Annotated in this window: 14 protein-coding genes; 4 read left to right on the forward strand and 10 right to left on the reverse strand. The window is 43.8% G+C overall.

Going from position 1 to position 14,463, the window contains the following annotated elements; genetic code table 11:
- Nucleotides 1-3 precede the first annotated feature (3 nt).
- Complete coding sequence (locus tag AAHK14_RS12490) at nt 4-381, forward strand: DUF4377 domain-containing protein (RefSeq protein WP_172823627.1); 378 nt, start codon at nt 4-6, stop codon at nt 379-381.
- 21 nt (nt 382-402) lie between these two features.
- Nucleotides 403-2,034, forward strand: coding sequence for a Si-specific NAD(P)(+) transhydrogenase (gene sthA, locus AAHK14_RS12495; protein WP_227514722.1), 1,632 nt, complete (start codon nt 403-405; stop codon nt 2,032-2,034).
- Between the two features lie 148 nt (nt 2,035-2,182).
- On the opposite strand, the gene AAHK14_RS12500 is transcribed toward sthA, so the two are convergent.
- From AAHK14_RS12500 to leuC, 10 genes are all read right to left on the reverse strand, one after another.
- On the reverse strand, nt 2,183-2,755 hold the full coding sequence (locus tag AAHK14_RS12500; RefSeq protein ID WP_062498330.1) for a YceI family protein: 573 nt from the start codon (nt 2,753-2,755) through the stop codon (nt 2,183-2,185).
- 126 nt (nt 2,756-2,881) lie between these two features.
- The gene (locus AAHK14_RS12505) at nt 2,882-3,931 is read right to left on the reverse strand and encodes an RsiV family protein (protein WP_065256256.1); all 1,050 of its coding nucleotides are present in this window, start codon (nt 3,929-3,931) and stop codon (nt 2,882-2,884) included.
- 255 nt (nt 3,932-4,186) lie between these two features.
- Nucleotides 4,187-5,257, reverse strand: a complete 1,071-nt coding sequence (leuB, locus tag AAHK14_RS12510) for a 3-isopropylmalate dehydrogenase (protein ID WP_065256255.1) — start codon at nt 5,255-5,257, stop codon at nt 4,187-4,189.
- 21 nt (nt 5,258-5,278) lie between these two features.
- Nucleotides 5,279-5,866, reverse strand: coding sequence for a hypothetical protein (locus AAHK14_RS12515; RefSeq protein WP_065274014.1), 588 nt, complete (start codon nt 5,864-5,866; stop codon nt 5,279-5,281).
- 17 nt (nt 5,867-5,883) lie between these two features.
- Nucleotides 5,884-6,534 carry a 3-isopropylmalate dehydratase small subunit gene (leuD, locus tag AAHK14_RS12520; RefSeq protein ID WP_065256253.1) on the reverse strand — a complete coding sequence of 217 codons (651 nt, stop codon included), beginning with the start codon at nt 6,532-6,534 and terminating at the stop codon, nt 5,884-5,886.
- Between the two features lie 167 nt (nt 6,535-6,701).
- Entirely contained in the window at nt 6,702-6,989 is a 288-nt protein-coding gene (locus AAHK14_RS12525; protein WP_065256252.1) for a GIY-YIG nuclease family protein, read from the reverse strand.
- Between the two features lie 103 nt (nt 6,990-7,092).
- The gene (locus AAHK14_RS12530; protein WP_083108321.1) at nt 7,093-8,121 is read right to left on the reverse strand and encodes an IS110 family transposase; all 1,029 of its coding nucleotides are present in this window, start codon (nt 8,119-8,121) and stop codon (nt 7,093-7,095) included.
- A 306-nt stretch (nt 8,122-8,427) separates the two neighbouring features.
- Nucleotides 8,428-8,961: a YbhB/YbcL family Raf kinase inhibitor-like protein gene (locus AAHK14_RS12535; RefSeq protein WP_065255842.1), complete on the reverse strand. Its 534-nt coding sequence runs from the start codon at nt 8,959-8,961 to the stop codon at nt 8,428-8,430.
- Between the two features lie 55 nt (nt 8,962-9,016).
- Nucleotides 9,017-9,823 (reverse strand): hypothetical protein, encoded by an 807-nt coding sequence (locus tag AAHK14_RS12540; protein ID WP_065255843.1) that lies wholly within the window; start codon nt 9,821-9,823, stop codon nt 9,017-9,019.
- Nucleotides 9,824-9,892: 69 nt separating this feature from the next.
- Nucleotides 9,893-11,332 carry a 3-isopropylmalate dehydratase large subunit gene (gene leuC / locus AAHK14_RS12545; RefSeq protein WP_065255844.1) on the reverse strand — a complete coding sequence of 480 codons (1,440 nt, stop codon included), beginning with the start codon at nt 11,330-11,332 and terminating at the stop codon, nt 9,893-9,895.
- Between the two features lie 179 nt (nt 11,333-11,511).
- Between leuC and AAHK14_RS12550 the strand changes: the two genes are divergently transcribed.
- Together AAHK14_RS12550 and AAHK14_RS12555 are read left to right on the forward strand one after the other, a co-directional pair.
- Nucleotides 11,512-12,435 (forward strand): WG repeat-containing protein, encoded by a 924-nt coding sequence (locus AAHK14_RS12550; protein ID WP_065255845.1) that lies wholly within the window; start codon nt 11,512-11,514, stop codon nt 12,433-12,435.
- Nucleotides 12,436-12,937: 502 nt separating this feature from the next.
- Complete coding sequence (locus tag AAHK14_RS12555; protein WP_065255846.1) at nt 12,938-14,377, forward strand: L-serine ammonia-lyase; 1,440 nt, start codon at nt 12,938-12,940, stop codon at nt 14,375-14,377.
- The last annotated feature ends 86 nt before the right edge of the window (nt 14,378-14,463 follow it).

A 14,463-nucleotide genomic window follows, 5' to 3' on the forward strand; every position in this document is an offset into this window, starting at 1 on the left:
AACATGAAACATCGCTCCTTGTTACTCTTACCCCTAACACTCATCATCTCGTTGAGTGCCTGCCAAAGTCGCCCCCCTGTGCCCGAGCCACGTTATATCCCTAATGTGACCCTAAACGCCAGCGAAACGCTAGAAGTCATGCCTTATCGCAGTGCCTGTCATTCTGCCACGCCCATGCAGTGTCTACTGGTCAAGCCCGTCGGGGCAGACGATGATGAGCTGTTCGGCATTGGCTATAATGACATCATCGGCTTTACACCAATCATTGGCACCGCCTATACCATCAAAGTACGTCAAGAGATAGACCAAAATACCGGCAAACCCACAGGAATGTGGCAGCTAGATGAGATTTTAACGCAAAATATTCATTCATCAAATTAAACAAAAACAAAAGGCAATATCATGACCAAAACCAACCCCACCGAGACGGCAGGTAAATCCCAAAACTCCGCCACAAACGAGACCAAGGCAGAGAACGCCATCAAAGAACAAGCCAAACGTTCCGCCCTACCCGAGACCGAGACCAAAACCAATCCCCCTGACAACACAAACACGCCCAATCACGAAGAGCATGACCCCAGTCACTTACTCATCAGTCCCCTTGATGGTCAGCGTATCGCCATTGCTCCCCAAAAACGCAAATCCCGCCACGGCTTTGAATACGATGCGGTGGTATTAGGGGCAGGGCCTGCCGGTGAAGCAGCGGCGATGAAACTTGCCAAATCAGGGCTTAAAGTGGCGGTCATCGACCCCAGAGACCAAGTGGGTGGCAACTGTGCTCATGTCGGCACCATTCCTAGTAAGGCACTTCGCCAATCGGTGTTTAACATCATTGGCATGCGACGCGACCCCATTTTTAGCTCATTTACCGATAATTTTCAAGTACCACTTAACAAAGTACTAAGCAAAGCACGGCGAGTGATTGCCAGTCAGGTCAATACCCATAAGCTGTTTTATGAGCGTAACCGTGTTGAGATTATCCAAGGCTGGGGGCGTTTTATTGACAAAAACACCCTAGAAGTTGAACAGATTCATGCCGATGGTGTCAAAACCGTCACCTTTGAAAAAGCAGTCATTGCCGTGGGTTCACGCCCTTATCGTCCCGATCTGCTTGACTTTGATCATCCCCGTGTCTTTGACTCAGATAAGATTTTGCAAATGGATTATGTCGCTCGTAAAATCATCATCTACGGAGCAGGCGTGATTGGCTGTGAGTATGCGTCCATCTTTACAGGTTTGGGTTATGTTGTTGATTTGATTAACAACAAAGACCAACTACTCAGCTATTTGGATAATGAGATTTCGGATGCCCTATCGCACGACTTTCGTCAGTTTGGCGTGCGTATTCGCAACAATGAAGAGATTGAACGCCTAGAAACCTTTGATGACTGCGTGGTCTTGCACCTAAAAAGCGGTAAAAAAATCAAATCTGACGCCATTCTTTGGTGCAACGGACGTTCGGGCAACACCGACGGGCTCAACCTAGAAGCGGTTGGCTTATCCGCCAACAATCGTGGACAGCTCGAAGTGGATCAAACCTACCGCACCAAAGCTGAACACATCTATGCCGTGGGCGATGTCATCGGCTGGCCGTCTTTGGCATCCGCTGCCTACGACCAAGGGCGAAATGCCGCTGGCTTTATGGTGGGTGACAAACACGCTGAGTTTGTCAATAGCGTGCCTACTGGCATCTATACCATTCCTGAGATTTCAAGCATTGGGGCGACCGAAGAAGACTTAACCCGTGACCAAATCCCTTATGAAGTCGGACAAGCCTTTTTCAAACACCTAGCTCGCTCCCAAATCATCGGTGAGCGTTCAGGCGTCCTAAAAATCTTATTCCACCGTGAAACCCTGCAAATCCTAGGCATTCACTGCTACGGCAACCACGCATCCGAGATTATCCACATCGGACAGGCGGTGATGAAATGCGGTCACACGCTAGAATACTTTATCAACACCACCTTTAACTACCCCACCATGGCAGAAGCCTATCGTGTGGCAGCGTTAAACGGCATGAACCGTATTTTTTAAAGCCCAAAGGACGTGTTCAGCACGTCCTTACGTCCATGGTATAAATCTGTGGCAAATGTAACTTTTACCCATATCACCCATCCTTTATGCAAATCACAAAAAATCACCCCAACATGATTTGGGGTGATTTTTGATTCTTTAAAACAAATTATTTCTTAGCGGCTTCTACTTGAATGTCAATGCGGACATTTTTTGCCATGCCAACATTCACCAAATAATCCATGCCCCATTTGGTGCGGTCAATGGTCGTGCTAAAATCACCGCCACAAACTTCGGTTTTTGCCATGGGGCTGTCATAGCAATTGAACTTATTGGCGTGCAGACGAACAGGGTGTGTTTGACCAAGTAGGGTAAGTTTGCCATCTACTGAGCTTAGTTTGCGTGCTTTGCCCTTGCCTGTGTAGTTGAATTTGGTAGATTCAAAACGCATGGTTGGATATTTTTCGGCATCAAACAAATCGGCACTGAGCAGATGTTCAGTAAACTCCTTAGAGCTTGATTGTAGGTTTGCCAATGGCAACTCGATGTCAATTTTACCTGTGCGTTTGGCTTTATCAAACTCCATCTCGCCTGTTAGACCATACACACCGCCCACGTTGGTACTGGTTTTAAAATGATCAATGGCAAAACGGGCATTGGTGTGAAATGGGTCAATCTCATAAGTGGCAGCATTTGCCATGCCTGCTAGGGCAACAAGAGACAGTAGGGCTAGCTTTTTCATAACAACTCCTTGGGTTTGATGAATAATGTTATTGGTACAACACCAATGCGATAAATTCTAGCAAGGCTGATTAGGAAAAACAAGCACGATTAAGAAACGCATTGTTAATGTTTGGTTAATGATACATCAGGACTTATCCGCTTGGCTTGCCTGCTCCGCCTTTTGACTTACTGACTCTTGACTTACCGATTCTTGGTTTGCTGTTTTGGCTGTCTGCTTAGGTAAGTATTCCTCTCGGATAATGCCTTGTAATTTATCATACGGCACCACAATCTCAACAAAACCCTGTGCAAAACCTCCCATTTCATAAGGTTGATACACCAGCACCACCCCATTTTTACCAAAATACACATTTTCGGTCATCTCAAACTGCCACGTTTGCTCGTATTCTTGGATGTCTTTTTTGGTTGTGATTTGTAGCTCATCTTTTAGATATTCTTTAAACCCCGCATAAGCCAGCTCATGAAAATCACTCGCCCTATCCGCCACAATCACATCAGAAAAATCAATCTGCGTCTGCAAATCCATATCAAACATCAGATACTCCATAAATGGCATGCCATGAGCCCCACCCATATAAACATCGCCTGCGATGGCAACCTGAGCTAAGTTTTTGTGAGCAGGGATAAGCTCTGGGACAACCGTCCAAGCATAGCTCGGTGCTGACTCAAAGGGCTCGCCATTTTCTTTGGCAACGTCTTTCATCTCATTGATAAACATCAAATGCTCACCCACAAATTCATCAACATTCTGCTTAAATTTAAGCAGTTTAGGATTGTCATCGTTGGTAATTGTTTTATTGACAATCTGCTCTATCCAACGTGGTTCAACTTTTGCCAATTTGATATTGATACTCGTGCAAAAGCCCTCTTTATAAAAACCTTCGTCATCTTTGGGTGTTTTTGGGTCAAAATTGCACGCCTGCTTCATCTCATCGGGCAGTTCATACTCATAGGCAACCGTGCTAAATTTAATTTGTTCAGACTTGGTAATCTTGCCTACATTGGCAAGTTTTTGATCAAGGGCTTTAATGGTCTCACTTGGGGTTAGCTCGCCACTTGGCATGACTTGATTTTTTTGAGCATCCAAATATTCTGCTTGATTGTTTTTGACCGTTTCATCTTGACCACAAGCAGTCATTAACACCGCCAAAGCCAGCACCAATACTTTTTTCATCATCTTACCCCTTTTTACACTTGTTTAACTTCAAAATACACCAATGTAGGGGCGTGCTTTCCACGCCCTATAAACCAATGTATCATCAGGGCGTGCAGAGCCAGCCCCTACAAAAGCATCTTTTAAAATGTAGCGTTGATGTAAATTGAAGTTAATTTACTATAAATTAAACTGCCATTCATTGTAAAGCAAAATCAATCACTTGGCAAATAAAAAGCCCACAATCATGGGCTTTTTGTGTTAAGTTAACAAGGCTTACAACGCCTGCACCACTTTATCGCCCATGTCCGCACAGCCAACCAATGTCGTGCCGTCTTCATAAATATCCGCCGTGCGATAGCCTTGTTCTAACACTTTTTGCACCGCTTGTTCTATTCTCACCGCACGATTTTCATCATTTAGGCTATAACGCACAAGCATGGCAAGCGACAAAATGGTCGCCAGTGGATTTGCCTTATCCTGCCCTGCAATGTCGGGGGCAGAGCCATGAGACGGCTCGTACAGCCCTTTGCCCGTCTCGTTTAGGCTTGCAGACGGTAGCATGCCGATAGAGCCTGTGAGCATGGACGCTTGGTCGGACAAAATATCGCCAAAAATATTGCCCGTGGCAATCACATCAAACTGCTTGGGAGCTTTAACCAGTTGCATGGCACAGTTGTCCACATACATATGCGACAGCTCAACGTCAGGGTACTCTTTGGCAACGTCCGTGAAAATCTCTTTCCACAGCTCGGTCGTCTCCAATACGTTCGCCTTATCCACGCTACACAGCTTTTTGCCACGTTTTTGGGCGGATTGGAACGACACATGAGCGATACGGCGAATCTCGCTTTCGCTATAACGCATGGTGTTAAAGCCTTCACGCTCGCCCTTGTCGTTGGTGTGAATGCCCCGTGGCTCGCCAAAATAAATGTCGCCCGTCAGCTCACGCACAATCAAAATATCCAATCCTGATACGACTTCGGGTTTTAATGTGGACGCATTTGCCAATTCTTTATACAAAATCGCAGGACGCAAATTGGCAAATAAATTTAAATCCTTACGAATCGCCAAAAGTCCACGCTCAGGACGCAGTGGGCGGTCAAGGTTGTCATACTGGGGCGAGCCAACCGCACCTAATAGCACTGCATCCGCCTTTTGGCAAATGGCTTGGGTCTGGCTAGGATATGGCGAGCCGTATTTGTCATATGCCGAACCGCCCAAATAAGCGTATTCATAGCTTACGTCCAAACCGTCAGCGATGAGTTTATCAAGTACCTTCACGGCTTGGGCGATAATCTCAGGACCGATACCGTCGCCTTCTAAAATGGCAATGTGTTTTGTCATGGGGGTTTTCCTTTTGTTACTTTAAACTTTAACAATTAAATATTGAAATTGATATGTTGGCTCGTATTGTTGCCAATTTAACAGATAATCATTTTTTAACTGCAATGTCTTATCTATCTTTTTCTCATCTTTCCATTTCAAGGTTCCTGATAATATCTTTTCATTTTGCAAGCCAAAATCAAAATAATCAGTATTGTCTTTTGGCTTACTTTGATAATATATATCATTTGTTAGAAATATGGCATAGCCTTGCGATATTTCAAACTTTTCCATTAGCTTTTCAAGCCTAACGATATCATTAACAAAATGGTAACGCCCCCAATTTTGAGCACCATGATTTCTTAAAGAAAAATTTTCGCCATTTAATTCAAATTCAAACTTCTTCGTTTTATACTTTAATTCAATGGCAATTATTTTATCATCAATTTCAACAATTAAATCAATGTAAAATGGTCTACCGTCAATCAGATATGGTTTTTCAATACGGATATTTGCATTTGGATAACACATTTGAATTTCCCACGCCAAAGCGTGTTGAAAATCCGCTTCCGAATGAAAAACAGGGCGTTTTTTAGCAAGTTGTTTAAGAATATTTTCAATATCTATCATTGGGAAATTCCTAAAAATCAAGCCGTCAATTCTTTAAATACCCAAGGGCGTTCTTGTTTGGCTTTTTCTTCAAAGGCTTTAATATCGTCCGCATTTTGCAAAGTCAAACCAATATCATCTAAGCCATTTAATAAGCAATGCTTACGAAATTCGTCCACGTCAAAGGCGTATTCTTTACCGCTTGGGCTAATCACTTTTTGATTTGCCAAATCTACGGTTAATTGATAGCCGACATTATCAAAACATTCTTTAAATAATTCATCAATGTCGCCCTCTGATAAAATCACAGGGAGCATGCCATTTTTAAAGCAGTTATTATAAAAAATATCGGCAAAACTTGGAGCAATCACAGTACGAAAACCGTATTCATTCAATGCCCAAGGGGCGTGTTCACGGCTAGACCCACAACCAAAATTAGCACGAGCAAGCAGGATTGTCGCACCAGCATAGCGGTCTTGGTTTAGGACAAAATCAGGATTTTTTGGGCGTTTGGCAATGTCCTGCCCCAAAAAGCCTTCGTCCAAATAACGCAATTCGTCAAATAAATTATCGCCAAACCCTGTGCGTTTAATGGATTTTAAAAACTGCTTGGGGATAATCAAATCGGTGTCTACATTGGCACGGTCTAACGGGGCAACAATGCCGATTTCGGTGGTGTATTTTTTCATAGCTTTTCCTTTTTTAAAAAAGATTTGTTTAAGTGAATTTTTTTGAGAAAACTACTCATGGCGTATTAGCAAATTGTTCAAGTGTGCTAGAAAACCGTTCGTGGTGAGCTTGTCGAACCATGACGGTTTTCTTTCCCAACTCAGAGCGAGCAGAGAACTTAACATTATCAAGAATTAAAATAACTTTTTGATAATAAAATCAATTTATCCCAATCGCTATTTATCAAGGCGATTTTCTTTGCTCTTGACCAACCTTTTAATTGTCTTTCACGAGCCAATGCATTTTCTCGGCTTTCAAACTGCTCTGTAAAAACCAACTGAATAGGACGTTTATTAAATGTATAGCAGGTTGAAAATAACCCTGTTTCATGTTCATATAACCGCTTTTGTAAATCATCAGAATGACCAACATAAAAACTATCATCTGAACATTGCAAAATATACACCCAAAACATCTATCAATTCCAAAAATCCTTCACCCTTCGACAAGCTCAGATACCATGATACCCCACCTAAGTCAATGGTTTTTTAAGTATCTGGTATCTAGTATCTTACAAACTAACTTAAAGATACTTGTTGCTCAAAGGATGTTTGGGTTTTGATAACACCAAAACAGATATGTACCAATTTACGCATACAAGCACATAAGGCTTGCATTTTGGTTTTACCGTTTTGTTGTAATCGTTCATAAAATGCCTTAATGGTGCTATTATAACGAATGGCACTCATTGCAGACATATACAGCTTAGCACGCAAAGAGACTTGCCCTTGTTTGGACAGTTTGGTTGCTCCCTTAAAGACACCTGACTGTCTTTGTTTGGGTATTAAGCCTAAAAACGAAGCCATCTGTGAGGCTTTTTTAAATTGTTTGGTATGTATTAAGCATACCACTTCTTTGGCAATAACAGAACCAATACCGTCAATGGTTTCAAGTAAGGTTTTGTCTTGCTTTAAACTTGGTTGTTTGTCAACAAAGTCATCAATGTCTTTGGTGAGTTTGGCAATTTCCTCTTGAAGGACACTGATGACTGTTTGCATGGATGCTTTAACCAAATCGGGCAGATTGGGTGATAAGAGCAACTCTTGTCGGTTTTGCTCTCGTTGCAAATCTTCTTTGAGTGCTTCTAAGCGAGCCAATAGAGCTTTTAGCTGTTTGGCTTCAATGCTAGGTGCTACCCAAACCTCAGGCTTGTGGCTATAACCATACCTTGATAAAATAATGCTGTCTTTTTTATCAGTTTTATGGATTACCCCCAAACTGTCTGCAAATTTGCGGACATAGTTAGGATTGACAATGCTTTGCTTGATATTATTATCATCAAGAAACTCACTTAGGTGTTCATGATAAACCCCTGTTGCTTCTAGGATGATGTGTAGCTCATCAAGATGATTGCTGACATTGGTTTTTAACCAAGCAAGCAGTAAATCAAAGCCTGCTTTGTTGTTGTTAAAAACCTTGGTTTTTACTTTATTTGTGCTTGGGTTTATAAATGCAACATCAAACTTTGCTTTGCTGATGTCTATGCCAATATAGTGTATCATCTGTCTCTTGCCTTGTTTATGCAGTGTCTGTTTTAATAAACGCACTTAGATACCATTCAGAGTTAAGATGACAAGCAAAGGACACCATCTGAGCACCAGTGTTAAGACACTAAGGGCGAACCCGTGTTCTCTTTGCTTGTATAACCCAACAACATTCTAGCAGATAATCTAGGTTTGGTGTTGGGTTGATACAAGGGCGAACGGATTTTTTTTAAAAAGCTACTCTTAGTTAGTTAGAAAACCATTCGTGGTGAGCTTGTCGAACCATGACGGTTTTCCTTCCACCCGCAGGCAGACTGGTGGTGAGCGAAAAACCTAGTTTGGCATACTTTTGAGCTACCACCAAAAAAATTACCAACTATAATAAGCTGTCAAACTTGCCGTTGCCAACACTTTGCCATTTAAATTAAAGCCGAGTACCGCAGGACTAATGGTATTTGGCAAATCTAGCACGTCATTTAGGGCGTATAGCGTAAAAATATAGCGGTGTGGTTTGTCGCCTTTGGGCGGGAATGCCCCGATAAAACCGTTTGATCCTGCATCATTTTGCAATTCTACAATGCCATTTCCAAAATCATTGGATTGACCTTTGGGAAGTTTATTCCAGTCGGCAGGGATATTAAAGGCATTCCAATGCCAAAAGCCCGAGCCTGTCGGTGCATCAGGGTCGTACATGGTTAGCACAAAACTTTTGGTATCGGCAGGAGCGTTACCCCACTCAAGCTCTGGGCTAATGTTACCCCCTGTATAGCCCCAAATGTTAGCGACATAATCATTTGATAGCGTGCTACCTTCGGCAATGTCGCTACATTTTAGGGTCATCTCGCCTGTGATTTGAGTGGGATTACGCACGTCTAGGTAGGTGTTTTGGGTTAGGTCGGTCATGGTTTTTCCTTAATTCACTTATAATCAAACTAATACAAATTAATCAATTTAAATATCAATCAATTTGCTTAAACTCGCCTTCAAAAATATCTGGCATTTGTTTTTTAAGGTTTTTTAAATCATCTGAAATCTCTTCATCGGTGTATTCTACCGCCACATCAAAAGTTTCATATAATCTTTTACTCATCTTATCCATAGATGCATAAGTAATACCACCTGAAATAATACCACCCATAACAGGAATAGCCTTAGAAACACCTTTTGCAAAAGTATCTTTTGTTAATTTTATACCAATCATTCCTGCAATTTTTTTAACCAATGGGTAATACCATGTTTTGGTTAATGCCATTTGTGGTAATTTTTTTAGAGCTTGTTTTGATAAATTTCCTGCTGTTAATCGAGTTAATTGTGATGCCCCACCAATACCAAACATAACACCCAAGAATAACATTAATTCATGTTCAACTTTTTCATGATTTAACACATCGCCATTCCAAAAATCTTGATAGCCATAAATATAGGCAATTTCTTGGGCTAAACGCAAATTAAAGGCAAAGAATTGTAATAAATCAGCAGGCACTGTCGCCGCTAATGCTAATCCACCAGGCAGACCCGCCAAAAAAGAACCGCTAGAACACATCAACTTTCTTTTATTAGCAACCATTATGGCGGTCTTTTTGGCTTCCTTTTGAGAAATTAAGCCTGATGCGATTGGACCTTTTTCCAGCAATAGTGAAATATCAGATTGCTGAACCTTGCCTTTAAAAACATCAAGTAAAAAAGCATTTCGCTCAACTTTAATACCAGGTAAAGCCAAAGATTTTTCAATCAGCTCATAGGTGAAATTTGATTCATTTGACATAACAACACTCCAATTAAAGTTAAAAAATAAGATAACCCATTCTAGCACAGATTATCTTATTTTATCATCTCAAAACGTTCGCACGTCCACAAAATGCCCCGCAATCGCCGCCGCTGCTGCCATGGCAGGAGATACTAGGTGCGTGCGACCGCCATTGCCTTGACGACCTTCAAAGTTACGGTTGGACGTACTGGCACAATGCTCGCCTGATTGCAGTTTATCAGCATTCATCGCAAGGCACATAGAACAGCCTGGTTCACGCCATTCAAAGCCTGCTTCGGTAAAGATTTTATCAAGCCCTTCTTGCTCGGCTTGCTCTTTGACCAAACCCGACCCTGCCACAATCATCGCTTGTTTGATACTTGGGGCGACCTTACGACCCTTGACAACTTCTGCCGCTGCACGAATGTCTTCAATGCGTGAGTTGGTGCAAGAGCCGATAAACACACGGTCAAGCTGAATCTCGGATAGCGGCTGCCCTGCCGTTAGCCCCATATATTGATAGGCACGAGTCCAGTCATTACGCTGGACGTCATCTTTGGCATCGGCTAGGGTTGGCACGTTTTGGCTAATGGGAATGACCATTTCAGGCGATGTTCCCCACGATACCTGTGGCTCAATCTCATCGCCATTTAGCACGACCACCGTATCAAAATGAGCGTCATCGTCCGAATGCAAGGTGTTCCAATAAGCGACCGCACGCTCCCAGTCATCGCCTGTTGGGGCGTAGGGGCGACCTTTAACATAGGAGGTGGTCTTATCGTCCACCGCCACAAGACCGACCCTAGCACCGCCTTCAATCGCCATGTTACACACGGTCATACGCCCTTCAATGGACATATCACGGAACACTTGTCCACCAAATTCAATGGCGTGTCCTGTCCCGCCTGCCGTGCCGATTTTACCGATGATAGCAAGCACGACATCTTTTGGCGTAACGCCTTTGCCCAATTTGCCGTCCACACGGACAAGCATATTTTTCATTTTCTTTTGGACAAGGCACTGCGTGGCAAGGACGTGCTCTACTTCTGATGTGCCGATACCGTGAGCCAAACAGCCCAATGCCCCATGCGTGGCAGTATGGCTATCCCCACACACCACCGTCATGCCTGGTAGGGTCAAACCCTGCTCAGGCCCGACAACGTGAACAATGCCTTGACGGACATCATTGATACCAAATTGCACGACATTAAAGGATTTGCAGTTGTCATCAAGGGTTTTGACTTGAATGCGAGAGGTGTCATCAGCAATCCCTGCAATGCCTTGCTCACGCTCGTTTTTAGAAGTTGGGACGTTGTGGTCGGGCGTTGCGATATTTGCCGACAGTCGCCACGGCTTACGGTTATTAAGCTCTAAGCCTTCAAAGGCTTGGGGGGAAGTTACTTCATGTAACAGTTGGCGGTCAATGTAGATAAGTGATGAGCCGTCATCACGCTGTTTGACCAAATGGTCGTCCCAAAGTTTGTCATACAATGTTTTCGCTGTCGCTTGGGGGGTTTTGCCTGCCATTGTTATTCTCCAAATGTAAAATGGTCTGGGTATGTTGAATTTTAAAAGATTATAACACACTTTAAAAATAACAATAATTTATAATTTTTATGGTTTATTTAACTTTTTGGAAAAAGTTTTTTGGCATGATAATCTTGCCACTTATGATAAAATAGCCCAAATTCCCACGCATTGTTTTTATGAAAAAATACCTAGTCACCGCCCTACTGCTCGGCTCGCTCACACCCCTAGCTCACGCCTGTACCCTGCCCAAAAGCCACTATAAAAACGTCAGCTGTACCGCACGTTCGGGCGTATTTTTGGCGGTCAAAGACAACGGCTCGCCCGTGGCACTTTTGGACAAAAAAGGCAACAAAACAGCCGATTTATTCGCTTATGACGCGGTGCTAGGCTCGGAGTTTAGAAACGGGCTACTCCCTGCCCTAAAAAACGGTAAAGTCGGCTACATCAATGACAAAGGCAAAACCGTCATCGCCTTTAACTACGACCGCATAGACGGCAACCAATGGGCAAGGGGCGTGCGGGGCGAACGTATCATCATCAAACAAAACCGTGGCTTTGGCGTGCTAGACACTCGGGGCAAGGTCATCGTCCGTCCCGAGCGAGCCATCAGTCACATCAGCGACTACTCCCAAGGTCTTGCCACCGTCACCGCTGGCGGTAGCACCTACGCCATCGACAAGAACGGCAATCGCACACGGCAAGCCCCCAACCCATCGCCCACCCCAGAGCCGACACTTGCCCAAGGCAGTCTGCCAAACCCGAGCACGCACCTGACACTCACGCCAAGACAACAAGACGGCAAATGGGGCTTTGTCGATGACAAGGGCGTGCCGATGATTATCTACGCCTTTGATGATGTCCGAGCTTATAGTGAGAATCTGGCAGGGGTACGCATGGGCGATAATTGGGGCTTTATTGATAAAAGTGGGCAACTGGTCATCGATTTTCGTTTTCATAAAGACGGGTTTATTTTGGACAGCACTAAAAATCCCGAACTGCCCGAACCGCTGATGTTTAAAAACGGCAAGGCATGGATTGGCAATCTAAATAATGGCGACAAGCTGTGTATCAATTCGCAAGGGGTTAATGTGGCTTGTTAAGGATTGATTATTTTTAGGACGTGCCCGCCTTTGGTATTTGCAATGAAAAATGACTGTTTAAAAAAGCAGGGGAATCGCACGTTTTTTATGCAAAAATTGATTTAAAACGTTAAATTTTTATCTTATTTTACCTTATTCTCAACTTTGTATAAGTGATTGATTTATCAAGGGCGAATTGCAATTCGCCCCTACAACCCAAAAAATAATCATTGGAAAATCAATAAGTTGCAACTTTAAATTGAGATTGAAGTTTATTTTATAAAAATGTCATCAATGGTAGGTACGCTCTAAATACTCCATTATTTTAAATCCAACCAAAATCACATTTGGTCGGATATTTTGTATCAAATCCCCATCAATCATGCTAAAATATCAACCCATCTGATGTGGTTATCTAGTCATGCATTTTAAAACAGAACTGTTTATACGTCTGCCTGTCAGATTATCTTAATTCAACAATTCATTTTGTCACACGGTAAAATAACTTTATAAAGGACTTTTTATGATTAGTATTTTTGACATGTTTAAAATCGGTGTTGGCCCTTCAAGCTCGCACACGGTCGGTCCAATGGTCGCCAGTGGGCGGTTTTTGGCACTGTTAGATGAGCGACTGCATGGCGATTTTAGTCCGATTACAGGCATTACCATAGAGCTATATGGCTCGCTGTCCGCCACGGGCAAGGGACACGCCACCGATACCGCTACCTTGCTTGGACTACTCGGACACGCCCCACGCACGCTAGACACCGAACGCACGGACGAGTATTTATCAGACATTCGCACGCACCAAAAGATGAACTTGGGCGGTCGTCATATCATTGATTTTGATGAAACCACTGACATCTTATGGTATAGCGATGTTACCCTGCCCCAACACCCTAACGGCATGACACTCATCGCCACCTTAGCCGATGGCACTCGTATCAGCGAAACCTACTTTTCTATTGGGGGTGGATTTGTCGTGGATAATGATGAATTTAAAGCCCAAACCGCACAAGAGCAACTAGATACCCCCAAAAAATCGCCCTACCCTTATCCCTTTGAGCTGGGAGCGGACATTGAACGGTTATGCCACACGCATGGGTTTAGCATTAGCGAGCTTATGCTCCACAACGAAACTGCTGTCCGAGATGAAGAAGAAGTTAAAGATTATCTTAACGACATCTGGGCAACCATGCAGGCGTGTGTCAATGCCGGCTACCAAAAAGATGGTATCCTGCCCGGCGGTCTGAACGTCAAACGCCGTGCCAAAGCCTTATATGACCAGCTTAGCAAAGAATATGGCAAAGCCGATGGCGGACTGCTTGCGATGGATTGGGTGAACCTATACGCTCTGGCGGTCAATGAACAAAACGCCTCAGGCGGACGGGTCGTTACCGCTCCCACCAATGGGGCGGCGGGTATTATCCCTGCGGTGCTACATTATTATCAAGGCTTTATTCCGTCATTTAGTTATCAGGGCGTGCGTGAATTTTTGCTCGTGGCAGGGGCGATTGGGGCGTTAATCAAACAAAATGCGTCCATTTCAGGGGCGGAAGTTGGCTGTCAGGGCGAAGTTGGCTCTGCCTGCGCGATGGCAGCAGCAGGACTGGCTCACGTCATGGGCGGTACGGTCGCCCAATGTCTCAACGCCGCCGAGATTGGGCTAGAACATAACTTAGGGCTGACCTGCGATCCCATTGCAGGACTGGTGCAAGTGCCTTGTATTGAACGCAATGCGATGGCATCGGTCAAGGCGATTAACGCCGCTCGCCTTGCCCTGCGTGGCGATGGCTCGCACCATGTCTCACTGGACAAAGCCATTTTGACCATGAAAGAGACCGGACTTGACATGATGGACAAATACAAAGAAACCGCTCGTGGTGGACTGGCTATCCATGCCGATAACCGCATTCCTGTGGCAGTAGTCGGTCATGTGGGCGTGGGATTTAGCCAGTGTTGATGACACCAACAAACTCCTTTAACAAGATTTAGCAGGGCAAATAAAAGACGGGTGTAGATGTTTTACTCCGTCTTTTTGTTTATCTA

Source organism: Moraxella sp. K1664 (assembly GCF_039693965.1).
Classification (GTDB): Bacteria; Pseudomonadota; Gammaproteobacteria; order Pseudomonadales; family Moraxellaceae; genus Moraxella.

Excerpts from the sequence above, each read along its gene's own strand:
- AAHK14_RS12490 (WP_172823627.1), top strand. The coding sequence starts at position 4 with ATGAAACATCGCTCCTTGTTACTCTTACCCCTAACACTCATCATCTCG.
- sthA (WP_227514722.1), top strand. The coding sequence starts at position 403 with ATGACCAAAACCAACCCCACCGAGACGGCAGGTAAATCCCAAAACTCC.
- AAHK14_RS12500 (WP_062498330.1), bottom strand. The coding sequence starts at position 2,755 with ATGAAAAAGCTAGCCCTACTGTCTCTTGTTGCCCTAGCAGGCATGGCA.
- AAHK14_RS12505 (WP_065256256.1), bottom strand. The coding sequence starts at position 3,931 with ATGAAAAAAGTATTGGTGCTGGCTTTGGCGGTGTTAATGACTGCTTGT.
- leuB (WP_065256255.1), bottom strand. The coding sequence starts at position 5,257 with ATGACAAAACACATTGCCATTTTAGAAGGCGACGGTATCGGTCCTGAG.
- AAHK14_RS12515 (WP_065274014.1), bottom strand. The coding sequence starts at position 5,866 with ATGATAGATATTGAAAATATTCTTAAACAACTTGCTAAAAAACGCCCT.
- leuD (WP_065256253.1), bottom strand. The coding sequence starts at position 6,534 with ATGAAAAAATACACCACCGAAATCGGCATTGTTGCCCCGTTAGACCGT.
- AAHK14_RS12525 (WP_065256252.1), bottom strand. The coding sequence starts at position 6,989 with ATGTTTTGGGTGTATATTTTGCAATGTTCAGATGATAGTTTTTATGTT.
- AAHK14_RS12535 (WP_065255842.1), bottom strand. The coding sequence starts at position 8,961 with ATGACCGACCTAACCCAAAACACCTACCTAGACGTGCGTAATCCCACT.
- AAHK14_RS12540 (WP_065255843.1), bottom strand. The coding sequence starts at position 9,823 with ATGTCAAATGAATCAAATTTCACCTATGAGCTGATTGAAAAATCTTTG.
- leuC (WP_065255844.1), bottom strand. The coding sequence starts at position 11,332 with ATGGCAGGCAAAACCCCCCAAGCGACAGCGAAAACATTGTATGACAAA.
- AAHK14_RS12550 (WP_065255845.1), top strand. The coding sequence starts at position 11,512 with ATGAAAAAATACCTAGTCACCGCCCTACTGCTCGGCTCGCTCACACCC.
- AAHK14_RS12555 (WP_065255846.1), top strand. The coding sequence starts at position 12,938 with ATGATTAGTATTTTTGACATGTTTAAAATCGGTGTTGGCCCTTCAAGC.